Source organism: Pectobacterium atrosepticum, assembly GCF_000740965.1.
In the GTDB taxonomy this organism is placed as follows: domain Bacteria; phylum Pseudomonadota; class Gammaproteobacteria; order Enterobacterales; family Enterobacteriaceae; genus Pectobacterium; species Pectobacterium atrosepticum.
Window position 1 is genome coordinate 40220 of record NZ_CP009125.1, and the last position, 25257, is coordinate 65476.

The following is a 25257-nucleotide window of genomic DNA, read 5'->3' on the forward strand; positions in this document are numbered from 1 at the left end:
CAGCGGTTTGATTTTATGAGCCATGGTGCAATAAAGCATCATCGGCATAGAGGAAGGGTTATGTATCATTTGAGAGTACCTGAAAGCGCTGAAGACCTGGATGCGTACTATCAATTTCGCTGGGAAATGCTGCGTAAACCTCTACACCAGCCACTAGGCTCTGAGCGTGATGCCTATGATGCGTTGGCACACCACCAAACCGTGGTCGATGAACAGGGGAGGCTGGTCGCAATTGGGCGTCTTTCTATCAATGCGGATAATGAGGCTGCAATCCGCTTTCTAGCCGTTCATCCCGATCTGCGGGGGAAAGGGTTAGGAACACTGCTTGCGATTACTCTGGAGTCTGTCGCGCGTCAGGAAGGCGTCAAGCGCGTAGTCTGTAGCGCTCGCGAAGACGCAATGGACTTCTTCTCCAAACTAGGTTTTGTTAATCAGGGGGAGATTTCGGCGCCACAAACGACGCCAGTACGGCATTTCCTGATGATCAAACCGGTGGCGACGCTAGATGATATTTTGCATCGTGCTGACTGGTGCGGGCAACTGCAACAGGCCTGGTACGATCATATCCCTTTGAGTGAAAAAATGGGTGTGCGGATAAGCCAGTACACTGGGAAAAAATTTATCACTACCATGCCTGAAGCGGGTAATCAGAACCCGCATCACACGCTTTTTGCTGGCAGCATGTTTTCTCTCGCAACGCTCACGGGTTGGGGATTGATCTGGTTGCTGCTGCGTGAACGGCACCTTGGTGGAACGATCATTCTGGCGGATGCGCATATTCGTTACAGTACGCCAGTAAGTGGCCGACCGAGCGCGATTGCTGATTTGGGGTCGCTGAGCGGCGATCTGGATCGTCTTGCGCGTGGGCGTAAGGCGCGCGTGCAGTTAAACGTAGAGCTGTTCGGTGATGACAATAAAGGGGCGCTATTTGAGGGGGTTTATATCGTGCTGCCAGCTCAGCCGGATGCGCCATTAGAAGAGGGGGGATCGGAAGTTGATTAACCCGCGGCTGCGTATTATGACGTTATTCTCATCCGTACATCACTCTTCGCGCTAACCAGCAGTACCTCGTGATATCCATATATCGTCTTAGTAAACTCCGTGATTTTCACGGGGTTTATCTTAATGCCGATCGTTTAAGGATCGAGATACTGGGTGCTACCACGGTGCGGGGCATCCCTGCGGGAGCCTCATCACCGTGTTTCCCCCTAACACTATACTTAAGTGGCCAGTATGAGTGTTTACTCTGTTGTTTCAGCACGCTATGACACAGTGGACGCTTTGCTCGTCCGTATTTTGAAAACGAAATATTTATTGCGCTTCTGTCACGGCTCCCTGATGCATTTGCTGCCTGATCGGATGGTCGTTGCTATCCACGCCTTGCAGCGTACCGTTTAACGTCGGCTTCAGCGGTGTATCGGCGGCAAGCCGCCCATTCAACTGCAATTGCAAATTCGTGTTGCCTGTCGGTGCGGTTGTGGGTTCTGGCCATCCCCAGCGCGTCAGTACATCCAGCGGTACAGCGCGCCCTGTCAGCGACAGGGAAAAATTGCGAGCCGGTTGCTGATTGATGGTCGCCTTGGCATCCAGCATGCCATTTTGCGTAAATGCGCTAAGTTCGTTAATGGCGATCTGATTATCGTTGGCCACTAGCGCTATCGAAGGGCGGCGAACATCGACTTTATTGAACGTTGCGTTGCTGGCATTAAGATTCAACGATCCCGTCCACATTCCCCATTGGTGGTTACGAGCCAGCAGCAAATCGCTGCCGTAGCCATCCAATGCGGTTAGCTGGAAAGGAAAATCTGGGTTGATATCGATTAGCAGATTGCGATTCGCCGTGAATTTTCGCACATTCACTTCTGCCAGCCATGATGGAAGCGTCGCTTGCCAGCGTTGACGCCAGTCACCGGGGAGCGTGTACTCCATCCCTGCGACAACAAATTCATTTAGCTGTAGACGACGATTATTACGCTGCCAATTGCCATTGGTTCGCAGTAGACCGCCTTCCCAGCGGGTAGAAAACTGCTTGATGTTAATGCCCGCCGGCGACAAATCCAGATTTACGATAGGGTCGATAAGGTGCATGTTGCCGTTCACAATGTCGGTGGCATTGAACGACAGCGTTCCCCCTTCACTTTGCCAGTCATTCTGTTTAAACGTGACATTTTGCAGGGCAACGTCAAGGTCGATAAACGCCCATCCCGGCCCTTCAATTCGGGCATCAATCAGGTCAAAGCGGTTAACCGTAACAGAGGGAAGTTCGGTGACGGGCTGCCAGAAAGCTTCCGGCGTTCTCTGCGTTTGCAAACGAACATTACTTAGTCGTAGGCTACCGACCTGCCAACTGCCATCTTCTGCACGGCTGGCGTTGCCCGTTAACTGTCCCTGAGCGACATCAGCGCCGAAGTTGCTCAGAATCAGCTGGTTGTGGTTGATTTCACCCTGAACCAATACCTGACTGGCGGGAATATCGTTGAGTTCGAGTGAACGGGCGCTGAGCTGGAACTGCCCTTGTTTGCCTAGTAGATAGCCCGCTTCGGGCTGCCACGGCATAATGCCGCCGTTGATCTGTTGACCATTCAGACGCCAATCACCGTCCTTTGCCTGTAATGCCATTGTACGCAGCTGTAGCACATCGGCTTCGATAGGGAGTGTGGCGGCCTGCGAGGAAAGGTTCAGCGTACCGCCTTCCAGTTCCAGACTGGCAAAATGGCGCGGTTCGGTAACTTGGCGCGCGCTAAACCCTGCTGAAACCTGCTTTGCAGTGAGTGTCGGCGGTTGGTTTTTCTGGCCAAAACTGACATCGGTGAGTTGGATATGATCGGCTGTTGACCAGTCATGATTAATTTTGCCCAGTGATAACTGGTAGTCGGTGTTCTGGTTCACCCAATTACTCACCCAGCCTGCTGCCCAACTGGTTTGCAGTAATACGTATACGACCACCAGCGCTAAAAAAGCCAGCAGCAGCAGGGTCAGCAATAATTTCCCGATAAATTTCATCGTGTCAGTCCATGCCAATCGTCAGGGAGAACTGTTCTTATGCCGCAATTTCCCTGAAGGCTCAATAGGTAATGCTGTTACAGACAGTAAAAAGCGAGCGGTGTTGCATCACCGCTCGCTTTTACATGAACTGAACAGGAATTATTGCGTGCTGGCGCTATTTTTCTTCGTGTGGGAAGACGATATTCAGCACGATTGCCGTAATCCCGCCAGCGGCAATACCGGAAGACAGCAATGTTTTAATCCAATCCGGTGCGAATTGCAGAATCAATGGCTGCTGTGATACACCAAGACCGACAGCCAGTGACAGCGCAATAATCATGATAGCGCGACGGTTCAGCGGCTCACGGGACACAATGCGTACTCCTGATGCCGCGATCGTACCAAACATCACGATAGTCGCACCGCCCAGAACGGGCTCTGGAATATGCTGTACAAATCCGCTAACGGCAGGGAATAGCCCCAGTGCGATCAGCATCAGCGAAACCACAAAACCGACATAGCGGCTGGCAACACCGGTAAGCTGGATAACGCCGTTATTCTGGCCGAAGCACGAATTAGGGAAGGTATTAAACACGGCAGACAGGCATGAGTTCAGGCCATTAGCCAGCACGCCGCCTTTTAAGCGTTTCATGTACAGCGGGCCTCTGACCGGCTGCTCTGAAACGTCAGAGGTAGCGGTGATGTCACCGATGGTTTCTAACGACGTCACCATGAAAATCAGCATCAGCGGGATTAACAGGTTCCAATCAAAGCCTAAACCGTAATACAGCGGCGTGGGCACCATGATGACCGTATCGTGTGGCGCAGGCGCGCTTTCCGGCAGCATTCCCATCAACCAGGCACCTAGATAACCCACCGCCATGGCAATCACCAGCGACGCGACGCGAAGGTAGGGGTTACGCTGGCGGTTAAGCAGAATAATCACCACCAACACCGCACCCGCTAATAGCAGGTTCTTGGGTGCGCCGAAGGTGTTATTACCCATTGCGGCATAGCCGCCACCGATAGAGGTCAGGCCGACCTGAATCAGCGACAGACCAATGATCATCACCACAATGCCGGAAACCAGCGGCGTAATGATACGGCGAGTTAAATGCAGGAAGCGTGAAAGAATGATTTCGGTGAAGGAAGCAACCATCAGCGTACCGAACAGTGCTGCCATCATCGTGGGAACATCTGCTCCACCGTTCTTCAGCGCCAGCCCACCCATAATCAGCGGCGTCACGAAGTTAAAGCTGGTGCCCTGAATAGACAGCAGACCAGAACCGACTGGGCCCCAAGTTTTAATTTGTAGAATAGAGGCCAGACCGGAAGCGAAAAGCGACATGCTGATGATGCGCTGCGTATCCTGAGCGGGTAAACCTAATGCCTGACAGATCAGTAGCGCGGGGGTAATCACCGCAACAAACATGGCAAGCAGATGCTGGCTGGCGGCAAACAGCGTCTGCGGCAGCGGCGGCCTGTCTTCAAGACGATAGATGAGTTCACTGCGCTGAGGTGCGGCAGCGGCTTCGGTTTGGGACGTTTCCGTGGTGGTAGTCATGATGTAAGTTGGCGTTCCTGAAACGACAAAGAGCGCATTTTAATGATCTCTTTGTCGAAAGCAAACGTTTGCTAACTCATCTTTTCGATATGAATTTTGTCTGATGAGTAATACCTTATTATTTAAATGGATATACCCGTCATACTTCAAGCTGCATGTACGTTGGCTGCGTTCACTCACCCGAATCACTTACTTGAGTAAGCTCATCGGGATTCCTTCGCTTGCCGCCTTCCTGCAACTTGAATTATTTAGTGTATAGTTTTAAAAAATGAAGAATGCGTCGCTGCGATCAGGCGTTGGTGTAGCGTGCGCGCTCGGGTAGCCAGCGTTCGATGAGCGCAATAGCATGCTCGGGATAGTGCTCATGCAGATGGCGGGCAACGCGATGTACTTGGGGTATCAAATCCCGATCGCGCAAGAGATCGGCCACTTTGAATTCTGCGTTCCCAGTCTGCCGCGTACCTAATAACTCACCCGGTCCACGAATCTCCAAATCGCGTTGAGCGATGACAAAGCCATCGTTGCTATCGCGCAGAACCTGAAGCCGTTTTTGTGCCGTCTTGCTCATTGGCGTTTTGTAGAGTAGCACGCAGTGAGACGCTATCGCACCACGCCCGACGCGCCCGCGTAACTGGTGCAGTTGCGCCAGGCCCAGACGCTCTGGGTTCTCAATGATCATCAGGCTGGCATTGGGTACATCCACACCGACCTCGATAACGGTTGTCGCCACCAGCAGTTGCAGCTCACCCTGTTTGAAGGCCTGCATCACCGACAGCTTTTCCTGCGCTTTCATGCGACCGTGAACCAATCCGACCTTGAGATTCGGCAGAGCAGCCTTCAGCTCTTCGCTGGTGGCTTCTGCGGCCTGCGCTTCCAATAGGTCGGATTCTTCAATCAGCGTACAGACCCAATAGGCTTGTCGACCTTCCTGCTCACAGGCGCTATTCACTCGCTCGATAATGTCGCTGCGGCGTGAGTCGGGTATGGCGACGGTGGTGACAGGGGTTCTGCCCGGCGGTAGTTCATCAATTACGGATGTATCCAGATCGGCATAGGCCGTCATCGCTAACGTACGGGGAATGGGTGTGGCGGTCATAATCAGTTGATGAGGGTGAAAGCCCTGTTCTTCGCCTTTTTCCCACAGCGCAAGGCGCTGATGAACGCCAAAGCGGTGCTGTTCATCAATGATGACCAATGCCAGCCCGTTGAATTTCACCTGCTGTTGAAAAATGGCGTGCGTCCCGACAACCATAGAGACCTGACCGCTGGCGATGGCATCCTGCTGCGCCTGACGCGCTTTTCCTTTTTGTTTGCCAGCTAGCCAGCCGACTTCAAGCCCCAGTGGTTCAAACCACTGACGAAAATTATGGACGTGCTGTTCGGCTAGCAGCTCTGTTGGTGCCATCAGCGCGACCTGTTTGCCGTTGGCAATCGCACGTAATGCGGCCAGCGCGGCGACCAGCGTTTTTCCTGAACCCACATCACCCTGTACCAGACGCATCATCGGGAAATCTTTCGTCATATCCATTTCGATTTCGGCTACGACGCGCTCTTGTGCCTGCGTAGGTGTAAACGGCAGAGCTGCGAGCAACTGTTGTTTCAGGCTGTCTTTAGTCGGTAGCGGAGACGCTTTATGCCGTTGTTCCCCTGCCCGCACGGCGAGCATACTTAGGTTATGTGCCAGTAATTCTTCCATAATCAGCCGCTGCTGCGCTGGGTGTTTCCCATGCTCAAGTTCGCTAAGCTGCATATCAGGCGGGGGACGATGTAACGTGCGTAGCGCATCTGGCAGGCTAATCAGCGATCGACTCAGTGATTCAGGCAGTAACTCATCGATGTGGTTTGCGGCGAGCAGCTCCAGCGCCTGATCGGTGAGCTTGCGCAGGGTCGCCTGACGAATGCCCTCCGTGGAGGGGTAAACCGGTGTGAGCGATTCCTGTAGCTCAACCTGCGTACTATCCCCCTGAACACGATATTCAGGATGGATGATCTCCGCGCCGATTTTGCCGCGCTTTATTTCACCATAAGCGGTAACGCGTTGTCCCGGCGCGAGGCTGTTTTTCATCGCTGCGCTGAAATTGAAGAAGCGCATGGTCAGCAGACCGCTGCCGTCGCTGATTTGGCAGGTCAACATGCGACGGCTGCCAAAGGTGATGTCGTTGCGTAGGATTTCACCTTCCACGGTGGCATACATACCGGGAAGGAGGTCGCCAATCGGGTAAAGGTGTGTGCGGTCTTCGTAGCGCAAGGGCAAATGCAGCAATAAATCCTGCACGGTTTCCAGCCCGAGTCGTGCGAGTTTTGCTGCCTGACTGGCACCCACGCCAGCAAGTGTGCTTAGCGGTTGGGTATTCAGCAGGCGACCTTTCATCAGCACCCCGACGATTGCATCGCGGCCCACCACGGGGTATCCGCTACAATCTGACCCTGATGGTCAATATAAGGGCGAGGCAGCCCTTTATGTTTTGCAACGCGAGCCAGTACCGGATAGCCCCCTTCAAACAGTAGGCGCTGCTGCTCTTCTTCATCCAGCGGGCTATCTTCACGCTGATACATGCCAGCGATCTGGCGTTGGCGCTGTGCTTCATACAGGATCAACGCAGAGGCCACCGAGACATTCAGCGACTGCACCATGCCGGTCATCGGAATGATGATATCCCGATCGGCCAGCTTGAGCGCTTCAGCAGTTATGCCGGTTTTTTCTTGCCCGAGTAAAATACAGGTTGGGCGGGTGTAATCAATTTCCCGAAAATCGACCGCGTGTTCAGACAAATTGGTCGCCAGAACCTGCATCCCTTCATTCTTCAGGTGGCCGACCGCATCCTGTATGGTGCGATGGGTTTTAACCTGCACCCAACTATTACTGCCTGCGGCGGAGGAAACCAGCGTTTTCATTCGACTGGTGGGCCAAATCGCATGGACCTGATGTACGCCGACGGCATCCGCGGTACGGATAACGGCAGAAATGTTATGGGGTTTATGCACCTGCTCCATGCAAATCGTCAGATCGGGCTGACGGCCGTTCAGCATTTCTTTTATCCGTGCATAACGTTGAGGAGTCATGACGATTAATTTCGGTTACGGTTAACTTTGATGACGTCCGGCATCACGCGAATTTTACGCATAATGTTAGCCAGATGAACGCGATCAAGGGTGGTGAGGCGGATAAAGGCGCTGTATACGCGGCCGTCCTTCTCTTCCGTATTGATACTCTGAATATTGGAGTTCGCGGCGTTGATCGCGGCGGTCAGGTTCGCCAATGCGCCCTGATGGTTGAACATATCCACTTTAATTTCGGCGATAAACTCTTGTTCTGTCACCTTATCCCACTCTACCGCCATGAATTTTTCAGGTTCTTTCTGGTAGCCGCGAATGTTGCGACAGGATTCATGGTGAATAACCAACCCTTTACCGGGGCTGACGTGGGCAATGATCGGATCGCCGGGGATGGGGCGACAGCATTTGGCAAAGGAGAGCATGACGCCATCTGCGCCTTTTATCGGCAGTTTGCGCAACCCGGAGGTTCCCAGTTCGGATTGCTCATTCAGCAGATTTTTCGCTACAACGACGCTCATGGCATTACCCATACCAATTTCCGCCATCAGATCGTCCAGCGTAGCGAGCTTCATGCGCTCAAGCTCAAGCTGAATCGACTTTTCAGGGATATCGGAGAGTTTGCGGCCGTTGCCTAATGCGTGGTTCAGTAAACGACGTCCGAGGCTCACAGAATCATCACGCTTGAGGTTTTTCAGCATCTGGCGAATTTTGGAACGCGCTCTGGAGCTAACCACAAAGTTGAGCCAGGCGGCATTCGGTCTGGCACCCGGTGCGGTAATGATTTCAACGGTTTGACCGCTGGTGAGTGATTGTGACAGCGGGTAAGGCTGACGATCGACGCGTGCACCGACGCAGGCGTGGCCGATATCGGTGTGTACCGCATAGGCGAAATCGACAGGCGTTGCATCTGCGGGAAGTTCCACAATGCGCCCTTCCGGCGTAAAGACGTACATCTCGTCAGGGAAGAGATCGGATTTAACGCTTTCAATAAATTCAAATGAGCTACCAGCGCTTTGCTGAAGTTCCAGCAGGCTTTGCATCCAGCGCTGCGCGCGTACTTGTGCTGTGGTGCTGCTCTCGCCTTCTTTATAAGCCCAGTGCGCGGCAACACCCATTTCCGCCATTTGATCCATGTCGTCGGTGCGAATTTGCACTTCGACTGGCACGCCGTGCGGACCAATCAGAGACGTGTGCAGCGACTGATAGCCGTTGGCTTTGGGAATGGCGATATAGTCTTTCACCCGACCCGGGCGTGGCTTATACAGGCTGTGAACCTGACCGAGCACGCGATAGCAGGTGTCCAACTCTTTGACGATGACCCGAAACGCGTAAATATCCATAATGGAGTGAAAACGCTGTTCTTTCAGGTGCATTTTACAGTAGATGGAGTACAGATGTTTTTCGCGACCGCTAACGCGGCAGGCAATCCCAGCTTCAGTCAAACGCCCTTCGATTTCCGCCAGGATTTTCTGAATCATTTCCTTGCGGTTACCGCGAGCGGCCTTAACGACCTCTTTAATTACGCGATAACGATTCGGATACAGTGCCTCAAAACCTAGTTCTTCCAACTCGGTTTTGAGGTGATGGATACCCAGTCGATGGGCCAGCGGACTGTATATTTCCAACGTTTCACGAGCAATGCGGCGACGTTTGTCTGGGCGTAATGAGCCCAGCGTGCGCATGTTGTGGGTACGGTCTGCGAGCTTGATCAGGATGACGCGAATATCTTGCACCATCGCCATGATCATTTTGCGAAAGTTTTCAGCCTGCGCTTCTTTCTTATCGCGGAACTTCAGTTTGTCCAGCTTGGAAACGCCCTCTACCAGTTCAGCAACGCTTTTACCAAAAAGCTGTTCCATGTCCTGATAAGTGGCCGGGGTGTCCTCTATAACATCATGCAACAGTGCTGCCATCAGCGTTTCGTAATCGAGACGCATCTCCGCCAGAATACAAGCGACGGCAACAGGGTGTGTGATATAGGGTTCACCGCTGGAGCGAGTCTGCCCCTCGTGAGCATCACGTGCAACCAGATAAGCCTGCTGTAAACGTTTGATCTGATCTTCGGGCAGATAACGTTGAATCAGCAGATTAAGGCTTTCAAAAATGTACAAGGGCGACTCGTGGTGTGATTAACGGCGGCCTTCAGCAATTGCGGTGACCGCCTGAATCTCTGCGGCTTCCTGCTCTTGCTGTTCCTGACGGTCACGAACATCCAGAATCTGGTTGTTGATCAGACCGTCTTCGATTTCACGCAGTGCAATCACGGTGTACTTATCGTTTTCTTCAGGAACCAGCGGATCTTTGCCGCCAGTCTGGAGTTGACGCGCGCGACGAGCAGCGACCAACACCAGGTCAAAACGGTTACCAATTTTCTCTACAGCGTCTTGAACAGTTACGCGTGCCATAATGTGCTACTCCACAGGAAATAAAATGACTGCGCATCATACTGAAAGAGGCGTCAGTCTGCCAATAGTTTGGTGATTAATGCATCATGCCGAATCTTTTGTCTGCTCAAGCGCAGACGTTCGGCGCGAATAATGGTTTTCAGATCGAGCAGCGCCAGATCGAAATCATCATTCACAATCAGGTAATCATACTCGCCGTAATGCGTCATTTCAGCCACGGCCTGCGACATACGGCGGGCAATGACTTCATCGCTGTCTTGCCCACGGCCACGCAGACGGCGAGCCAATTCTTCTTTTGACGGCGGCAGAATGAAAATACTGCGCGCTTGCGGCATTTTGGCGCGGATTTGCTGGGCACCTTGCCAGTCGATATCCAGAAAAACATCAACGCCTGTCGCTAATACCTGCTCAATTGCCGGTCGGGATGTACCGTAGTAATTACCGAAGACTTCAGCGTGCTCCAGAAACTCACTATCCTGAATCATACGCTTGAATTCATCAGCTTCGACGAAGAAATAGTGTTCGCCGTGGTTTTCTCCCGGTCGTTTAGCGCGTGTGGTATGCGAAATTGATACCTGAGTGTCGTAAAGCGGCTGAGTTTTTAATAATGCCTGAATCAGGCTGGACTTCCCGGCCCCACTGGGAGCAGAAACGATATATAACGTGCCTTGAGCCATAATGAAGTTTATTTACGTTACGATGGTGGATGTTGATATACCCGTCATACTTCAAGCTGCATGTGTGTTGGCTTCCTCGCTCACCCCAGTCACTTACTTGAGTAAGCTGTTGGGGACTCACTGTGTCGCCGCCTTCCCGCAACTCGAATTATTTATGGTATATACAGCAGGAACATGCGCATTTCTCCGCATTATACACGCCAATGTGCCATCAGTCGCGCTGCGATAAATACTCCGCAGATTGTTTTTCCGTTATGCCATCGGGCAAACCTTTTGCCAATGTTTCTTTTTTAGATTGCGAAGCGCGTTCCTGTCCTTTTTATCGGCACTGCAAACGATAAATTATCTTGCGGCGCGTTTGGCATTTATCCTTTTTGGGTCTCGTATTTTTCCCTCCGTTGCTATGTACTGCGGCCATTCGTTAATGGATGGCAGGATGTACTATGTGGCTGAGGAACAGCGTATTTTTGATTATCATCGTTGTTGGGGGCATCGGTGGTTTCCCTGCGGTAGCTGCCGTGTGCCCTGATTGGGATAACACACGAGCCAGCAAAGAAATTGATGCATTGCGTCAGCAGTTAGAACAGTGGGATGACGTGTATTACACCGAAGGGAAAAGCCCGATAGAGGATGATGTTTATGATCAACTGCGGGAACAGCTAAACCAGTGGTCACAATGCTTTCAACCCCAAAACGTTATTCCCGCTCGGTTACCTGATAATGGCAAGCAGCCTCATCCTGTTGCCCATACAGGATTGAAAAAATTGTCTGACCGCGTGCAGTTGGTGCAATGGATCGTACAGCGTGAGGATTTATGGGTTCAGCCAAAAGTCGATGGTGTGGCTGTCACACTGGTTTATCAGCATGGCAAACTCGTATCTGCGGTTAGCCGAGGCAACGGCCTGCAAGGTGAAGATTGGACTGAAAAAGCTCGCCTGATTCCAGATATTCCTCATTTATTAAGCGGTGCACCCTCCTCATTCGTATTACAAGGGGAGCTTTTCCTGAAGATGACCGATCATCGACAGTATGCTCAGGGCGGTGTTAATGCACGCTCGATTGTGGCCGGAGAAATGCGTCGTCATCAGCCATCCCCGGTGTTATCGCAGATTGGCCTGTTTGTCTGGGAATGGCCGGATGGCCCAAAAGCGATGCCCGAACGACTGGATAAATTGAAGGAAATGGGGTTTGCCATGACGGCAGACTATACCCATGCCATTGAGTCATTCGCCGACGTGGAGAAATGGCGTGACCACTGGTATCACAGCCCACTGCCTTTTGTGACGGATGGCGTGGTTATCCGCCAGACTAAAGAACCGCAGGGGCGCTATTGGCGTAACACATCGGCCGACTGGGCGATCGCATGGAAATACCCGCCTGTTCATCAGGTTGCTGAAGTGGTTGATGTGGCGTTTTCTGTCGGGCGGACGGGTAAAGTCGCAGTGGTGTTGAAGATTAGTCCTTTGAAATTGGATGACAAATCGGTCAGTCGAGTGAATGTGGGTTCGCTATCTCGTTGGAAACAATGGGATGTGCTGCCGGGCGATCGGGTTAGCGTCAGCCTGGCTGGGCAGGGGATCCCACGTTTGGATAATGTGGTATGGCGTGGGACTGAACGGCCCGTCATCGTTTCGCCCGATGAACATAATTTCCATGCTTTTAGCTGTTTTCGTTATAGTGTGGTTTGCCAACAGCAATTCTTGGCGCGCTTAGTCTGGTTGAGTGGAGAACACGGTTTAAATCTGGCGGGAATGCGTGACGGGATGTGGCTGCGCTTGATGCAACATGATTTACTGGGGGATGTGCTGTCGTGGTTATATCTGACCGAGGCACAGCTTAATGCCGTCAATGGTATGGGTGATAAGCGGGCGCGAGATATTTACATGAGTTTGCAGTCGGCACGACAGAAGTCGCTATCCCACTGGCTACTTGCACTGGGCATTCCTGTTCCTCGTTCGGCAATTAGCGCCTTGAATAATGTTAATTGGTTGGCATTACAGCAACGGACGGCGCAACAATGGCGACAGTTCTCCGGTATTGGGGAACGACGCGCAGAAGAGATTATGGCATTCCTGAATCACCCAATCGTTATGGAATTAATTGCTCGGTTGGATCTCGAAGGAATACATAGATAAGCGGGGGGGATTTTTCAGAAAACGTTGGAGTCACACTTTTTATTTTTTCGTAGATTCATTCACACAAAAGGACAATTTTTTTCTGTTTTTTCCACTTAATCATAAGTAAAGTTTACCAATTAAACGGTGTGAGCCTATTTGCTGTTTGCGATATAAAAATGCGTGAGAGAGTCTGATTATTTCCGTTGAACTCAGGCATGGGGATGTTGTCGTATAGCTTCAGATAATAAGAAAGGTTTTGTTGGAGCACTTGTCATAATGAAGTTTGTAGCATCTTTTTCGCAACCCAAGTTATCGTTTGTCCTGGCAGTTTATATTGGCCTTTTTCTCAATATCTCAGTGTATTACCGCCGATTTGATTATTTTTCACTCTCTGCTGGTAGCCAGGTTCCAACATTTATTCCCGCTCTTGTCGAATTGACCGCGAGTATCTTATTCACCTTTTTCCTGATGAGAATCATTTCACTCGGGGGGCGTCGTTTTTATCGAATTATTGCTTCTTTGTTAGTGCTGATTTCCGTTGCTGCAAGCTATTACATGACGTTTTTTAATGTCGTGATTGGTTATGGCATTATTGCAGCGGTCATGACCACGGATATTGATCTTTCTAAAGAAGTTATTGGTTTTCGTTTCTTCCTGTGGATGCTGGTGGTGAGTGCGCTGCCGCTGTTTTTGATCTGGAAAAACTCGCTGCGTCATACGCTGATTGAACAGCTTAAATCACCGGGAAAGCGTTTGATTCCTCTTTTGGTTCTTGTGGCAGTCGTTGCGCTGGTTTGGATGCCGCTTCGCTATATGGGCAACATTCAGTCGATATCCGAGCGAGAATCCAATGTGGATTTGCCCAGCTATGGCGGCGTAGTCGCTCACTCTTATCTACCTTCTAACTGGTTGTCCGCGTTAGGATTATTTGCGTACACCAAGTATGACGAGAGTCTGGACTCCTCCAATCTTTTCGATCCGGCTCAGCATTTTACCTATGTCCCGCCGAAAGGCATTGACGATACCTACGTGGTTTTCATTATTGGTGAAACAACCCGCTGGGATCATATGGGGCTGTTAGGCTACGAGAGAGATACGACGCCGAAGTTATCAAAAGAAAAAAATCTGGTCGCATTCCGTGGCCAATCGTGTGATACCTCAACCAAGCTTTCCATGCGCTGTATGTTTGTGCGAGAAGGCGGTACGGAAGACAACCCGCAGCGAACTCTGAAAGAACAGAATGTCTTTGCTGTAATGAAAGAGTTGGGCTTCACCTCCGAACTGTTTGCTATGCAAAGTGAGGTGTGGTTTTACAATAGCATTGAAGCGAACAACTATTCCTTCCGCGAAATGATCGCGTCAGAGAAACACAATGACGGCAAATCAGTGCAGGATATGTTGCTGGTTGATGAGGTCAAGGAATCGCTGGGGCGCTACCCTAAAGGTAAGCATCTGATTGTGCTGCATACCAAAGGCTCTCACTACCTGTATTCCATGCGATATCCCCGCAGTTTTGCGCGCTATCAGCCAGAGTGTATGGGCGTTGATGCATCCTGTACGCGTGAGCAGCTGATTAATGCTTTTGATAATAGCGTGCTCTATACCGATAGCTTCATTGATAGCGTGATCGATCAGGTTCGGGATAAGAAAGCGATTGTGTTTTATGCCTCCGATCATGGTGAGTCCATCGATGATAACTATCATTTGCACGGTACGCCGCGTCAGATGGCACCGCCTGAGCAGTTCCGTTCACCGATGATGGTATGGACATCGGATAAGTTTCTGGCTGACACCGATAATCTGCATGCGTTTGAGCAGTTGAAAGCGCAACAGCGCGTTGGCAAAACACATCGCCATGAAGAGCTGTTTGACACGATTCTTGGATGTTTGGGATACACGTCACCTGACGGCGGTATTAACCCTAAAAATAACTGGTGTCAGAAACCGGCTAATTGACATGAACCACGGACAAGGACGTCGGTTTCAGGCTGTAAATACAAGGAATGGATACTTTAACAGCAGCCGAAATCCTTTTGCTAAAAAGGGATTGACGCCTCAATAAGGTAGCAGTAATATGCGCCCGAATTCGGCGAGTAGCGCAGCTTGGTAGCGCAACTGGTTTGGGACCAGTGGGTCGGAGGTTCGAATCCTCTCTCGCCGACCAACATTCTTCCCCAGTAAATCATTCTCATCTTTCCTCCTGTTCAAATATTGTCTATTAATACAATTCAGTTATAAAACCAGCCATTTATAAAAATAGTCCTTTATAAGATTAGGGGCTTCTCTTCTCAGTGTTTTTGATGTTGATCATTGGCATATTCTCCCTGCCTTTAGTTCGGAATGTTCCCAAAAAACAGAGTAAAAACAGCTCGTTAATTGGCCCGAATGATATTTATCTTATTGTTTTTTAATGATTAATGTAATTATTTCTTCAGTTGTTTGAAAATAATACAGACTTTACCTCGCCGTATTTAAATGTAAATTTATGTGCGGCCAACATTCGCGATGGTTATATATTCGCTTTGTTGAAACCGTCTTTTTATTCAAACATGGAAGATGTTTCGATTATGAAAAAAACAACGCTGCTGCTTTCCACTCTGATTACTTGTGCCATGGGAATGTCTGTTGCTCAGGCGACACAGACGGTGTCATTGGGCTATGCTCAGGCGAAAGTCGAAGATTTTAAAGATCTGAAAGGGGTTACGGCCAAGTACCATTATCAGGGTGATTCTGCACTGGGTATTATTGGTTCTTTTACCTATCTAGGCGGTAAAAAAGATTACAACCAGAGTAGTATTGGATTCAGCTCACACGAGAGCGACGATGTTAAATACTATTCACTAATGGTTGGACCTTCCTACCAAATTAATGATGTCGTGAGTATTTATGGGCTTGCTGGTTTAGGCCATGCTAAAGTAAAAAACTCGTATAACTATACATTGCCCAATCAATCAGGCAATGAAAGCTACAGTGAAAGTAAAACCAAATTTGCTTACGGTGCCGGTATTCAAATTACACCAGTAGCAAACTGGGCGATTGATATTGGCTACGAAGGCACAAAAATCTATGAAGCCCGTGTAGACGGCTTTAATATTGGTGTCGGTTATCGTTTCTGATTTTCCGATCATCGAAAACCGGTGGACAAGCTTCTGCCGGTTATTATTTCTTCTCCCCTTCTTCGTTTTTAATCATAAAACTCTCAATCGATTTATTGCCATTGTAGTGAAGCCAGACCCGCAACGATTCATTGTCCATCGGCTTAGCATAAAGGAATCCCTGTATATATTTGACGCCGCGCCGTTGTAAATACATGAGTTGTTGTTCGGTTTCCACGCCTTCCGCTATCGATTGAAGCTTGATGCGGTGGCTTAAACTAATAATGGCATCAAGAATAGGGGCTTCTTCATCCGGTGATGAAATTGCACTGACGAATCCCTGGTCTATTTTCAGGCAATCCAGCGGAAAATTTTGCAGATAAGAGAGTGAACAGTGGCCGGTGCCAAAGTCATCGATGGCAATCATAAAGCCATCTTCACGCAGCTGATGCAGACGCTGTATGATTTCAGGACCGTTGCTGATGAGATTACGTTCTGTTAGTTCCAACGTAATGCTTAATGAATGGGATGCGACTTTCTCCGCAAAGCGGTGTACGTCTGGTACGAAACTTGGGTGATGCAAATGCTCTGCTGCAACGTTGAGCCCCAGATGAAATCCGGGTTTTACCTGCCAACTGGCGATATCGGATGCGACCAGATCAAATAAATGCCGGGTGATGGGAATGATCATACTTTCTGCTTCGGCGGCAGAGATAAATATATCGGGTCTAATCCACTGCCCATTACTGCGCCGCCAGCGCAGTAATGTTTCGACTCCGGTACAGGAGCGCGAATCTGCATCATAGATAGGCTGGTAATATACGGAAAATTCGCCGTTAGCGATGCCTTTACGGATTTCATCGCGGAATAATAATTTACGTTTTTGCCAGTACCATATCGCCGTAGTAAAAAGCAGAGAGAGAATAATTGCCAGTGGTAGAAACGTGAAAAATGCCTGCATCCAGTTCGTTATTTCCTGAGCGGCGGGAGCGATAATATGGAGAGTAATGGGGAAGCGATCCGATTTGATTTCAAGCGCAGAGGTAGAAAATAAGCCGGTGCGGGGCGTAATCGTCGGGCCAGTTTGAATCGGGTGACCGTTGTCCATTTGCAGAATGAGTTCATAGCCACGGATCTGGCTAATCGCAATCATAAGATCAATGAGGTATTGCGCATCGACCATGGCGTAAGCACCGTATCCCGAGAGGGGCGTCTGGACGAAGATCAGTGCTGGGCGTCCTTTTACGTTGTCTGAGCCAGCAATCGACAGGCTCCAGCGTTCAGAATAGGTTTCTGGTAACGGCTGTTGAATGACGCGGCTTATTGGCGTCAGCGTGCTGCCAAAAGTTGAAGAGCAATAGATGTCGTTATTATGGGTAACACCAATCGCACGAAAGTAAGAAAAAACCGAGCCAAGACGTTGTAGTTCATCACCGATGGCGTTGCAGGGTTGACCATGAAAGTGTTGGAGACGATCCACCATCTTCCATGCTTGTGTCGAAATATTCTCAGCATGATTCATGGCAATTTGCGCGGTGGATTCCAAATCGCGCTTTACCATTAATCTGGACTCTACAAAAGTGAACAGTAATCCGAGCAGCAGCGGCAGCATACCCGCAACCAATAACTGCAACATGTTGATCTTACGTTCACTACGTCTGGGACTCATCAACATCTCCTTTCTGGCAGCAGAGGCCTATGTAGAGACGTCCTTTTCTCCGTGAATTCAAGGAGAGCGCTGAATAGTGGTTATTATAGTGCCTATTTGCAGAAAGGCAGCGCCTGCGCGCAGGCCCATGCTGAACTCCACGCCCATTGGAAATTATACCCCCCGAGCCAGCCAGTTACATCGACCACTTCACCGATGAAATACAGACTTGGTACCGTGCTGGTCTCCATGGTTTTGGAGGACAGTGCTCGAGTGTCAACTCCGCCGATGGTCACTTCAGCCGTGCGATAGCCTTCAGTGCCGTTTGGCTGCACACGCCACTGTTGTAGGCTCTGCTCAATATGCGTTTGCTGTGTGCTGTTGAGCTGCTTCAACGTGATATCCGGCAATTGTCCTAACGCTTGCAGGCATTCGACCAGTCGTTTAGGTAGCCATTGTGCCAGCGTGTTTTTCAGGCTTTGGTTCGGGTGAGCCGTGCGCTCATCATTGATAAGTTGGGTGAGATCGCAATCGGGCAGTAAGTTGATGGTGACGAATTCACCTGCCTGCCAGTAGCTGGAAATTTGCAAAATAGCGGGACCAGAGAGCCCGCGGTGCGTGAACAGGATGTTTTCACGGAATATCACGCCGTTTTCTGCGGTGACGACGGTAGGTACAGAGACGCCGGAGAGCGTTTGCAGCTGTTCGAGCAAAGGCTTGTGCAGCGTAAAGGGCACCAGTGCGGCGCGGGTTGGGAGTACGTTGATACCAAATTGTGCGGCGAGCTGGTAACCGAACGGCGTCGCGCCAAGGCCTGGCATCGACAGGCCACCACAGGCAACAACCAGCGATGTGCTTTGGAATGATGTCCCGTTGCTCAGGTGGATGGTGAACAGATCGTCTGATTTCTCCACCGAGGTAACTTCACTGCGCAGACGGAGAGTGACGTTAGCCCGCTCGCACTCTGTTACCAGCATATCCACGATTTGCTGTGCGGAATCATCGCAGAACAGCTGGCCGAGCGTTTTCTCGTGATAAGCGATGCGGTGGCTGTTGACCAGACTAATGAAATCCCATTGGGTATAACGCGCCAATGCTGATTTACAGAAGTGAGGGTTGTGGGACAGATACGCCGCTGGTTCCGCATACATATTGGTAAAGTTGCAGCGCCCGCCGCCGGACATCAATATTTTGCGACCGGGTTTCTTGCCATTGTCGAGCAGTAGAACACGCAGCCCGCGTTGTCCCGCCTGTGCGGCACAAAACATGCCTGCTGCACCGGCACCGATGATGACAGCGTCAAACTGTTCCACAATGCATTTCTCCGATGAGTGATTTTATCTTGGATTGCCGTTGGCAAATAAGCCATCGAGGTGGCGAATTGTAGTGTTGGTTTCTGTTCGATACCAGCGTAACAATTTGCATGTTTTAGTAAAAATATATAATTGCTTGATTTATATTGATTAAGTGCTTTTCCTGTCTATCCCCATCACATATTAAGTCAAAAAAATGTCATATTTTGCTTTTCCCGACCCCTGCTTGTCGCCGATAATGCGCCGCGTTCATGACCACTAAATGGCCTAACGTTTATGCTACATTTATTTGCCGGACTGGATTACTACACCGGCCTGATGTTGATATTGGCTTTGTTGTTTGTGCTGATGTATGAAGCCATTAACGGTTTTCACGATACTGCGAATGCCGTTGCCACTGTTATTTATACCCGAGCCATGCGCGCCGAGTTTGCCGTTGTTATGGCGGGTGTCTTTAATTTCTTCGGTGTACTGCTGGGCGGCCTGAGCGTGGCCTATGCGATTGTTCACCTTCTTCCCACGGATTTATTGCTGAACGTGAGTTCGGCGCACGGTCTGGCGATGGTCTTTTCCATGCTGCTGGCCGCGATTATCTGGAACCTGGGTACCTGGTATTTTGGTATTCCTGCCTCCAGTTCCCACACGCTTATCGGTGCCATTATCGGTATTGGTTTGACCAACGCTTTGCTGACGGATACCTCCATCGTTGATGCGTTGAACGTACCGAAAATGATCAGCATTTTCCTGTCGTTGCTGCTATCGCCAATTGTGGGGATGGTAGTCGCAGGCCTGATGCTGCTGGTGCTGCGTCGGTTCTGGAACAACAGTAAAAAACGCAAACGCGTGCATCTGACGCCCGTCGATCGCGAGAAGCAGGACGGCAAACGTAAGCCGCCGTTCTGGACGCGTACCGCGCTGATCTTGTCGGCGATTGGTGTGAGCTTCTCTCACGGTGCAAACGACGGTCAGAAAGGTATCGGCTTGATTATGCTGGTGCTGATTGGTGTCGCGCCAGCCGGGTTTATTGTCAACATGAACGCATCTGGCTATGACATCAGCCGTACCCGCGATGCCGTTGTCAATTTACAGGAATACTACAAGCAGCATGGCGACGCGTTGACGCACGTTATCGATCTGTCTCCGCCAGTAATTCCTGTGCCAGAAAGTACGATTCCCGGCAACGGTCAGAAAGAATTCCACTGTGATAGTTCACGCGTGATGATCGCGATTGAACGTACTCAGGGTCTGCTGAATAACCTGAAAAGTTACGACCAGTTGAATCCTGACGATCGTAGCAGAGTGCGTCGCTTGTTGATGTGCATCGCGGATACGATGGATCGGGTGGTTAAGCTGCCAGAAACGTCGGGCGAAGATAAACGCTACCTGAACAACCTGCGTAAAGACATGCTGCAGACGGTTGAATACGCGCCTCTCTGGATTATCGTCGCGGTTGCGTTGGCGCTGTCTCTGGGCACGATGGTGGGCTGGAAACGCGTTGCTGTGACCATCGGTGAGAAGATTGGTAAGAAAGGCATGACCTACGCACAAGGCGTTTCGGCGCAGGTGACGGCTGCCTTGTCGATTGGTGTTGCGAGCTACACCGGGATGCCAGTTTCCACCACGCACGTATTGTCCTCGGCGGTTGCTGGGACGATGATTGCGGACGGTGGGGGCGTACAGGGCAAAACGATAAGAAGCATTCTGCTGGCCTGGGTATTGACGCTGCCAGTCTCAATGTTGATGTCTGGTACGCTGTACTGGCTGGCGTTGAAGCTGATCTAATCGCGGTGATTCATAACGCATAAAAACGTAGGGAACGTTTTTCAACGTCGCTTGCGACGGCCCGCAGGGGAACGGACAAGGATGTCCGTCATAAAAAAAGGCGATTCTGTGGGGAATCGCCTTTTTACTTTTTATCGACGTTCATGTTGTTAATACCAGAGATTGTGTAAGTACCAATAATTATATAAATACAATGCCTTAATACCACATCATCATGGCAATCAGGCTGATGACAATGAGGCCACACAGGGCGGTCGTGAGCAGAAATTGTCCCCGCACCCGCTCACAGCGGCGAATAAACTCAGGGTCGTGATGGTCAAGATAGCGTTGCGCGTAGATATAGCCTACCAGCCTGATTTGCTTGCTTGGTTGACCGTGCGATGTAAAAAAACCTCCCCCATCAACGTATTGGTAAAGCAGTGGGTCACAGTCACGCAAAATCATCAGTAACACGCGTAATGAAGAGTAATACCTCGCCATATTGATGATGCAGACGATACATAAAGCCCAGAAAAGCGCAAATGTACTAATCATGCTTCCCTCCCGGTCGTTCTATTCGTCAGATTCGATGGTCATACCTTCCCGTTGTCCACCTGTGTCCGATGACAAGCGTTATTATCAGCGACGCTTATCAACGACGTTTTTCTGCGACGAATAGTTATGCCACGCGCTTACGCACGATTTTATTGTCATTTGGGACAGCCAACAGCATCACGGCTAGCCCATTCTCGTTTTCCATCCCAAGGCGCAGCGGATAGGTTCACCACCCCCTACTTGTAGTGTAGAAGAAGAATGTTCGTTTGTGCCAGAGAGGCAGGCGCAATCAGGATGAAGGACGATTTTCGACGAGGTAATGCCCTTTTCGAAAGGAGAAGCTACGCGATTTAACTGTGAAAAGGAGCGGTTTCTACTACACTTATTAATAGAATTAACAGGTTTAAAAACGGGTTGTGATCGACTGAACAGTCCGATAGTGCGGACGAGTGTTATTCTATAATCCGCCGTTAAGTATCAGATTGGCAGGAGAAATATCTGCTAACCCTTAATTAGTCTTTACGGAAGGAGTCTTATTATGGCTTACAAACACATCCTTATTGCTGTTGACCTTTCTCCAGAAAGCAAAGTGTTAGTGGAAAAAGCCGTTTCAATGGCAAGACCGTACAATGCGAAAGTGTCGTTAATCCACGTCGATGTGAATTACTCCGATCTCTACACGGGGCTCATCGACGTCAATCTGGGTGACATGCAACAGCGTATCTCTGAAGAAACCCAGAATGCGTTGACCGAGTTGTCTCAGAATGCGGGCTATCCCATCAGCGAAACGCTGAGTGGCAGCGGCGATTTAGGGCAAGTACTGGTTGATGCAATCAAAAAATACGAAGCCGATCTCGTGCTGTGTGGGCACCATCAGGACTTCTGGAGCAAACTCATGTCTTCTGCACGTCAACTGATTAATACCGTACATGTTGACATGCTCATCGTGCCTTTGCGTGATGAGGAAAACGAATAAAAATTAACTTTTTTTGCATTTTTTTTCAGTGATGAAAGGCGCGGCTTCTGGCTGCGCCTTTTGTTATATAACAAAAACTTATCTCGAATTTCCTTCTCAAAACACCCCAAAAAACCCTTCCTATCTCATTGGATTATAACGTTTATCTGAAAAGAAAACGCTTGCTTAAATATCCATCGCCAGTGTTATAGTCCAGAGGACACAACATCATTTTCACCGATCCCACAAGCTTCTACGTGTCTAAAAATTAAAGAAGCAGAAGGGAGCTTATTCGTTCAATCAGGAGCTGTTCATGGCACAAATCGTATCTCTGGCAAGTTTTCTTGATTCTGTTCAACAACGCGATCCGCATCAGCCTGAATTTCTACAGGCTGTTAATGAAGTACTTTCCACGCTGTGGCCTTTTCTGGAGCAGAACCCTCACTATGCCGATTACAGCCTGCTGGAACGATTGGTAGAACCGGAACGTGTAATTCAGTTTCGCGTGGCGTGGACGGATGACAAAGGTCAGGTACAGGTGAACCGTGCCTGGCGCGTCCAGTTCAGCTCCGCGATTGGCCCGTACAAAGGTGGCATGCGTTTCCATCCGTCCGTTAACCTGTCGATTCTGAAATTCCTTGGGTTCGAGCAGACGTTCAAGAATGCGCTGACGACGCTGCCAATGGGCGGCGGTAAAGGGGGTTCGGACTTTAATCCGAAAGGGAAAAGTCAGGGCGAAGTCATGCGCTTCTGTCAGGCGCTGATGACGGAACTGTATCGTCATTTGGGCGCGGATACGGATGTTCCAGCGGGTGACATCGGCGTGGGTGGTCGCGAAGTCGGCTTCATGACCGGCATGATGAAGAAGCTGACCAACAACACGGCGTGCGTCTTCACCGGCAAAGGGTTGTCGTTTGGCGGCAGTCTGATTCGTCCTGAAGCAACGGGCTACGGCCTGATTTACTTCACAGAAGCGATGCTGAAACGCCACGGTCTGGGTTTTGAAGGCATGCGGGTTGCGGTGTCTGGTTCCGGTAATGTGGCGCAGTACGCGATTGAAAAAGCGATGGAACTGGGTGCCCGCGTGGTCACGGTATCGGATTCTAACGGCACTGTGGTGGATGAAAACGGATTTACCCCAGAGAAACTGGCGCTGCTGGAAGAGATCAAGAACAAACGCTATGGCCGTGTGGAAGATTACGCGCGTGAAGCGAAACTGACCTACCTCGCAGGCAAAACGCCGTGGGAAGTGCCAGTAGATATCGCGCTGCCGTGTGCGACGCAGAATGAGCTGGATCTCCCAGCGGCGCAGACGCTGATTGCTAACGGCGTGAAAGCCGTGGCGGAAGGTGCCAATATGCCGACCACGATTCCAGCGACCGATGCGTTCCTGGATGCAGGCGTGCTGTTTGCACCGGGTAAGGCGGCTAACGCCGGCGGCGTGGCGACATCCGGGCTGGAAATGGCGCAGAACGCGGCACGTTTGGGCTGGAAAGCGGAGAAGGTGGATGCGCGTTTGCATCACATCATGCTGGATATTCACACTGCGTGCGTGCAGTACGGTGGTGAAGATAGCCAGACGAACTACGTGCGCGGTGCCAATGTGGCGGGCTTTGTCAAAGTGGCTGACGCGATGCTGGCGCAGGGCGTTGTGTAACGGATAATTCCCCTGAGCGCCTGTATTCGCAGGCGCTCTTACCCGTCATACTTCAAGTTACAGGTGTGTTTGCTGCCTTTCTTTATCTTAATCCGCATTGTGTATCGTCGGTTTTTTGCCGGTACAACCCGTTCTCTTCAAGGTTTACACCATTGTGAAAATCAAACATCTTCCTTTCGATCAGAATCGTAATGGCTGGTCGGCAGATCTTGTCGATAAACCGAATTACCCGCAGCAACGTGGAAAAACAACGGCGGATTGGTTGGTGATCGGCGCGGGCTATGCGGGGATCGCTTTTGCCCAGCGTTTGGCTGAACAGCGCCCGGATAAACACATTATCCTGCTGGATGCGGGCGAGATTGGCGACAATGCCTCTGGGCGTAACTCTGGTTTCGTCATCGATTTGCCGCATAACATCGGCAGTTCGACGGCGGAGTTAGAAAAGGCAGCCGCTTATCGCCGCCTGTTGCAGTCCGGTGTGGCGCACTTAAAAGAAAAGGTGGATCGCTATGCTATCGCGTGTGACTGGAGCGTGGCGGGGAAATATCACTGTGCCGTTAGTTCGACATTCAATGGGCTGATCGATACTTATGTCCGTGAATTGAACGACCTTGGCGAACCTTATCAGGTGGTTGAAAAAGACGAACTTGCTCGTCGCCTTGGAACCTCTTTCTATCAACGCGCTGTGTATACCCCCAATTGTATTCTGCTAAATCCGGCGGCGCTGGTGATCGGGCTGGTGGCGAGTCTGCCTAAGAACGTGACGGTTTACGCTCATTCCCCTGCGCTGAATATCGAGACTGGATCGCGCATTCGTGTGAAAACGCCCTATGGTGAGATTCAGGCAGATAAGCTGATGATGGCGATTAACGGCGCGGCGCGCGGCCTGCCGTTGTTCAATGGTCGGGTTTTTGCCGTGGCGACCTTTGCGACGCTGACTGAGCCGCTGAATGCGGAACAGATTGCACGGATGGGTGATATGCCGGATTGGGGGCTGACGCCGGTCAATGCGCTGGCCAGCGCGACGCTGCGCTACACGCGCGACCATCGTTTCCTGATTCGGGAGCATGTGAAGTTTGCCCCTGAGTTGGTTAATAGTGCGGTCGAAACTGGACGCCACGCGCGTCGACATGCTGCTATTTTTGCCCGCATGTTCCCGCAGTTGAGCGACGTTAAAATGGCGCACTCGTGGTCAGGACTGATTAGCGTAACGCGCAACGGTGCGCCAATTTGGGGGCAGCTAAGCGACAATGTGTTCGCATCCGCTGGCTGTAACGGGGCCGGGCTGTCGAAGCAAACCGCCGCCGGACATATTCTGGCGGATCTGGCGTTAGGTGAAGACAACCCACTGATTAGCGATATGCAATCGCTCGGTCAGGCAAACTACCTGCCGCCACGCCCTTTTCTGGATATCGGCGTGAACGGCTACCTGACGAGCGAACGTTGGAAAGCCCGCAGCGAGAGATAA

18 protein-coding genes and 1 tRNA gene are annotated in these 25257 nt (G+C 50.6%); 9 read left to right on the forward strand and 10 right to left on the reverse strand.

Features of this window, described 5'->3' with window-relative positions; translation table 11 throughout:
• Positions 1–60 precede the first annotated feature (60 nt).
• Complete coding sequence (gene fabY / locus GZ59_RS00175) at positions 61–1002, forward strand: fatty acid biosynthesis protein FabY (protein WP_039289303.1); 942 nt, start codon at positions 61–63, stop codon at positions 1000–1002.
• A 309-nt stretch (positions 1003–1311) separates the two neighbouring features.
• Here fabY and GZ59_RS00180 read toward each other — a convergent pair whose 3' ends face one another.
• The 7 genes from GZ59_RS00180 to gmk form a co-directional block, all read right to left on the reverse strand.
• A complete protein-coding gene (locus GZ59_RS00180) occupies positions 1312–3003 on the reverse strand; it encodes an AsmA family protein (RefSeq protein ID WP_039289305.1) in 1692 nt (563 codons plus the stop codon).
• A gap of 157 nt (positions 3004–3160) precedes the next feature.
• Positions 3161–4549 (reverse strand): nucleobase:cation symporter-2 family protein, encoded by a 1389-nt coding sequence (locus GZ59_RS00185; RefSeq protein WP_011091681.1) that lies wholly within the window; start codon positions 4547–4549, stop codon positions 3161–3163.
• A 289-nt stretch (positions 4550–4838) separates the two neighbouring features.
• Positions 4839–6920 (reverse strand): ATP-dependent DNA helicase RecG, encoded by a 2082-nt coding sequence (gene recG, locus GZ59_RS00190; RefSeq protein WP_039294602.1) that lies wholly within the window; start codon positions 6918–6920, stop codon positions 4839–4841.
• Positions 6920–7612 carry a tRNA (guanosine(18)-2'-O)-methyltransferase TrmH gene (trmH, locus tag GZ59_RS00195; RefSeq protein WP_039289307.1) on the reverse strand — a complete coding sequence of 231 codons (693 nt, stop codon included), beginning with the start codon at positions 7610–7612 and terminating at the stop codon, positions 6920–6922. Before trmH ends, recG begins: the two co-directional genes overlap by 1 nt.
• Before the next feature lie 5 nt (positions 7613–7617).
• A complete protein-coding gene (spoT, locus tag GZ59_RS00200) occupies positions 7618–9717 on the reverse strand; it encodes a bifunctional GTP diphosphokinase/guanosine-3',5'-bis pyrophosphate 3'-pyrophosphohydrolase (protein ID WP_011091684.1) in 2100 nt (699 codons plus the stop codon).
• A gap of 18 nt (positions 9718–9735) precedes the next feature.
• The gene (gene rpoZ, locus GZ59_RS00205) at positions 9736–10011 is read right to left on the reverse strand and encodes a DNA-directed RNA polymerase subunit omega (RefSeq protein WP_011091685.1); all 276 of its coding nucleotides are present in this window, start codon (positions 10009–10011) and stop codon (positions 9736–9738) included.
• A 53-nt stretch (positions 10012–10064) separates the two neighbouring features.
• On the reverse strand, positions 10065–10688 hold the full coding sequence (gene gmk, locus GZ59_RS00210; protein WP_011091686.1) for a guanylate kinase: 624 nt from the start codon (positions 10686–10688) through the stop codon (positions 10065–10067).
• 443 nt (positions 10689–11131) lie between these two features.
• On the opposite strand from gmk, the gene ligB reads away from it, so the two are divergent.
• The 4 genes from ligB to GZ59_RS00235 all read left to right on the forward strand — a co-directional run bounded on the left by ligB (position 11132) and on the right by GZ59_RS00235 (position 15921).
• Positions 11132–12823 carry an NAD-dependent DNA ligase LigB gene (gene ligB, locus GZ59_RS00220; RefSeq protein ID WP_011091688.1) on the forward strand — a complete coding sequence of 564 codons (1692 nt, stop codon included), beginning with the start codon at positions 11132–11134 and terminating at the stop codon, positions 12821–12823.
• A 258-nt stretch (positions 12824–13081) separates the two neighbouring features.
• Entirely contained in the window at positions 13082–14761 is a 1680-nt protein-coding gene (gene eptB, locus GZ59_RS00225; RefSeq protein WP_039289310.1) for a kdo(2)-lipid A phosphoethanolamine 7''-transferase, read from the forward strand.
• A 131-nt stretch (positions 14762–14892) separates the two neighbouring features.
• Positions 14893–14969 (forward strand) — tRNA-Pro (locus tag GZ59_RS00230).
• Between the two features lie 403 nt (positions 14970–15372).
• Positions 15373–15921 carry an Ail/Lom family outer membrane beta-barrel protein gene (locus tag GZ59_RS00235; RefSeq protein ID WP_039289312.1) on the forward strand — a complete coding sequence of 183 codons (549 nt, stop codon included), beginning with the start codon at positions 15373–15375 and terminating at the stop codon, positions 15919–15921.
• A gap of 43 nt (positions 15922–15964) precedes the next feature.
• Here the strand turns inward: GZ59_RS00235 and GZ59_RS00240 are convergent, their stop codons facing one another.
• Together GZ59_RS00240 and GZ59_RS00245 are read right to left on the reverse strand one after the other, a co-directional pair.
• Positions 15965–17569 (reverse strand): EAL domain-containing protein, encoded by a 1605-nt coding sequence (locus GZ59_RS00240; protein ID WP_051122300.1) that lies wholly within the window; start codon positions 17567–17569, stop codon positions 15965–15967.
• 92 nt (positions 17570–17661) lie between these two features.
• Positions 17662–18861 carry a BaiN/RdsA family NAD(P)/FAD-dependent oxidoreductase gene (locus GZ59_RS00245; protein ID WP_011091692.1) on the reverse strand — a complete coding sequence of 400 codons (1200 nt, stop codon included), beginning with the start codon at positions 18859–18861 and terminating at the stop codon, positions 17662–17664.
• Between the two features lie 276 nt (positions 18862–19137).
• Here GZ59_RS00245 and pitA point away from each other — a divergent pair, with 276 nt between their 5' ends.
• Complete coding sequence (pitA, locus tag GZ59_RS00250) at positions 19138–20643, forward strand: inorganic phosphate transporter PitA (protein ID WP_011091693.1); 1506 nt, start codon at positions 19138–19140, stop codon at positions 20641–20643.
• A gap of 198 nt (positions 20644–20841) precedes the next feature.
• Here pitA and uspB read toward each other — a convergent pair whose 3' ends face one another.
• A complete protein-coding gene (uspB, locus tag GZ59_RS00255; protein ID WP_011091694.1) occupies positions 20842–21177 on the reverse strand; it encodes a universal stress protein UspB in 336 nt (111 codons plus the stop codon).
• Between the two features lie 538 nt (positions 21178–21715).
• On the opposite strand from uspB, the gene uspA reads away from it, so the two are divergent.
• The 3 genes from uspA (at position 21716) to GZ59_RS00270 (ending at position 25257) form a co-directional block, all read left to right on the forward strand.
• Complete coding sequence (gene uspA / locus GZ59_RS00260; protein ID WP_011091695.1) at positions 21716–22153, forward strand: universal stress protein UspA; 438 nt, start codon at positions 21716–21718, stop codon at positions 22151–22153.
• Between the two features lie 292 nt (positions 22154–22445).
• Positions 22446–23789, forward strand: a complete 1344-nt coding sequence (gene gdhA, locus GZ59_RS00265) for an NADP-specific glutamate dehydrogenase (RefSeq protein ID WP_011091696.1) — start codon at positions 22446–22448, stop codon at positions 23787–23789.
• A 154-nt stretch (positions 23790–23943) separates the two neighbouring features.
• A complete protein-coding gene (locus GZ59_RS00270) occupies positions 23944–25257 on the forward strand; it encodes an NAD(P)/FAD-dependent oxidoreductase (protein ID WP_039289317.1) in 1314 nt (437 codons plus the stop codon).

Bases quoted from the DNA above. Each gene is read 5' to 3' on its own strand.
- fabY (WP_039289303.1), top strand. From the start codon at position 61: ATGTATCATTTGAGAGTACCTGAAAGCGCTGAAGACCTGGATGCGTAC.
- GZ59_RS00180 (WP_039289305.1), bottom strand. From the start codon at position 3,003: ATGAAATTTATCGGGAAATTATTGCTGACCCTGCTGCTGCTGGCTTTT.
- GZ59_RS00185 (WP_011091681.1), bottom strand. From the start codon at position 4,549: ATGACTACCACCACGGAAACGTCCCAAACCGAAGCCGCTGCCGCACCT.
- recG (WP_039294602.1), bottom strand. From the start codon at position 6,920: ATGAAAGGTCGCCTGCTGAATACCCAACCGCTAAGCACACTTGCTGGC.
- trmH (WP_039289307.1), bottom strand. From the start codon at position 7,612: ATGACTCCTCAACGTTATGCACGGATAAAAGAAATGCTGAACGGCCGT.
- rpoZ (WP_011091685.1), bottom strand. From the start codon at position 10,011: ATGGCACGCGTAACTGTTCAAGACGCTGTAGAGAAAATTGGTAACCGT.
- gmk (WP_011091686.1), bottom strand. From the start codon at position 10,688: ATGGCTCAAGGCACGTTATATATCGTTTCTGCTCCCAGTGGGGCCGGG.
- ligB (WP_011091688.1), top strand. From the start codon at position 11,132: ATGTGGCTGAGGAACAGCGTATTTTTGATTATCATCGTTGTTGGGGGC.
- eptB (WP_039289310.1), top strand. From the start codon at position 13,082: ATGAAGTTTGTAGCATCTTTTTCGCAACCCAAGTTATCGTTTGTCCTG.
- GZ59_RS00235 (WP_039289312.1), top strand. From the start codon at position 15,373: ATGAAAAAAACAACGCTGCTGCTTTCCACTCTGATTACTTGTGCCATG.
- GZ59_RS00240 (WP_051122300.1), bottom strand. From the start codon at position 17,569: ATGAGTCCCAGACGTAGTGAACGTAAGATCAACATGTTGCAGTTATTG.
- pitA (WP_011091693.1), top strand. From the start codon at position 19,138: ATGCTACATTTATTTGCCGGACTGGATTACTACACCGGCCTGATGTTG.
- uspB (WP_011091694.1), bottom strand. From the start codon at position 21,177: ATGATTAGTACATTTGCGCTTTTCTGGGCTTTATGTATCGTCTGCATC.
- uspA (WP_011091695.1), top strand. From the start codon at position 21,716: ATGGCTTACAAACACATCCTTATTGCTGTTGACCTTTCTCCAGAAAGC.
- gdhA (WP_011091696.1), top strand. From the start codon at position 22,446: ATGGCACAAATCGTATCTCTGGCAAGTTTTCTTGATTCTGTTCAACAA.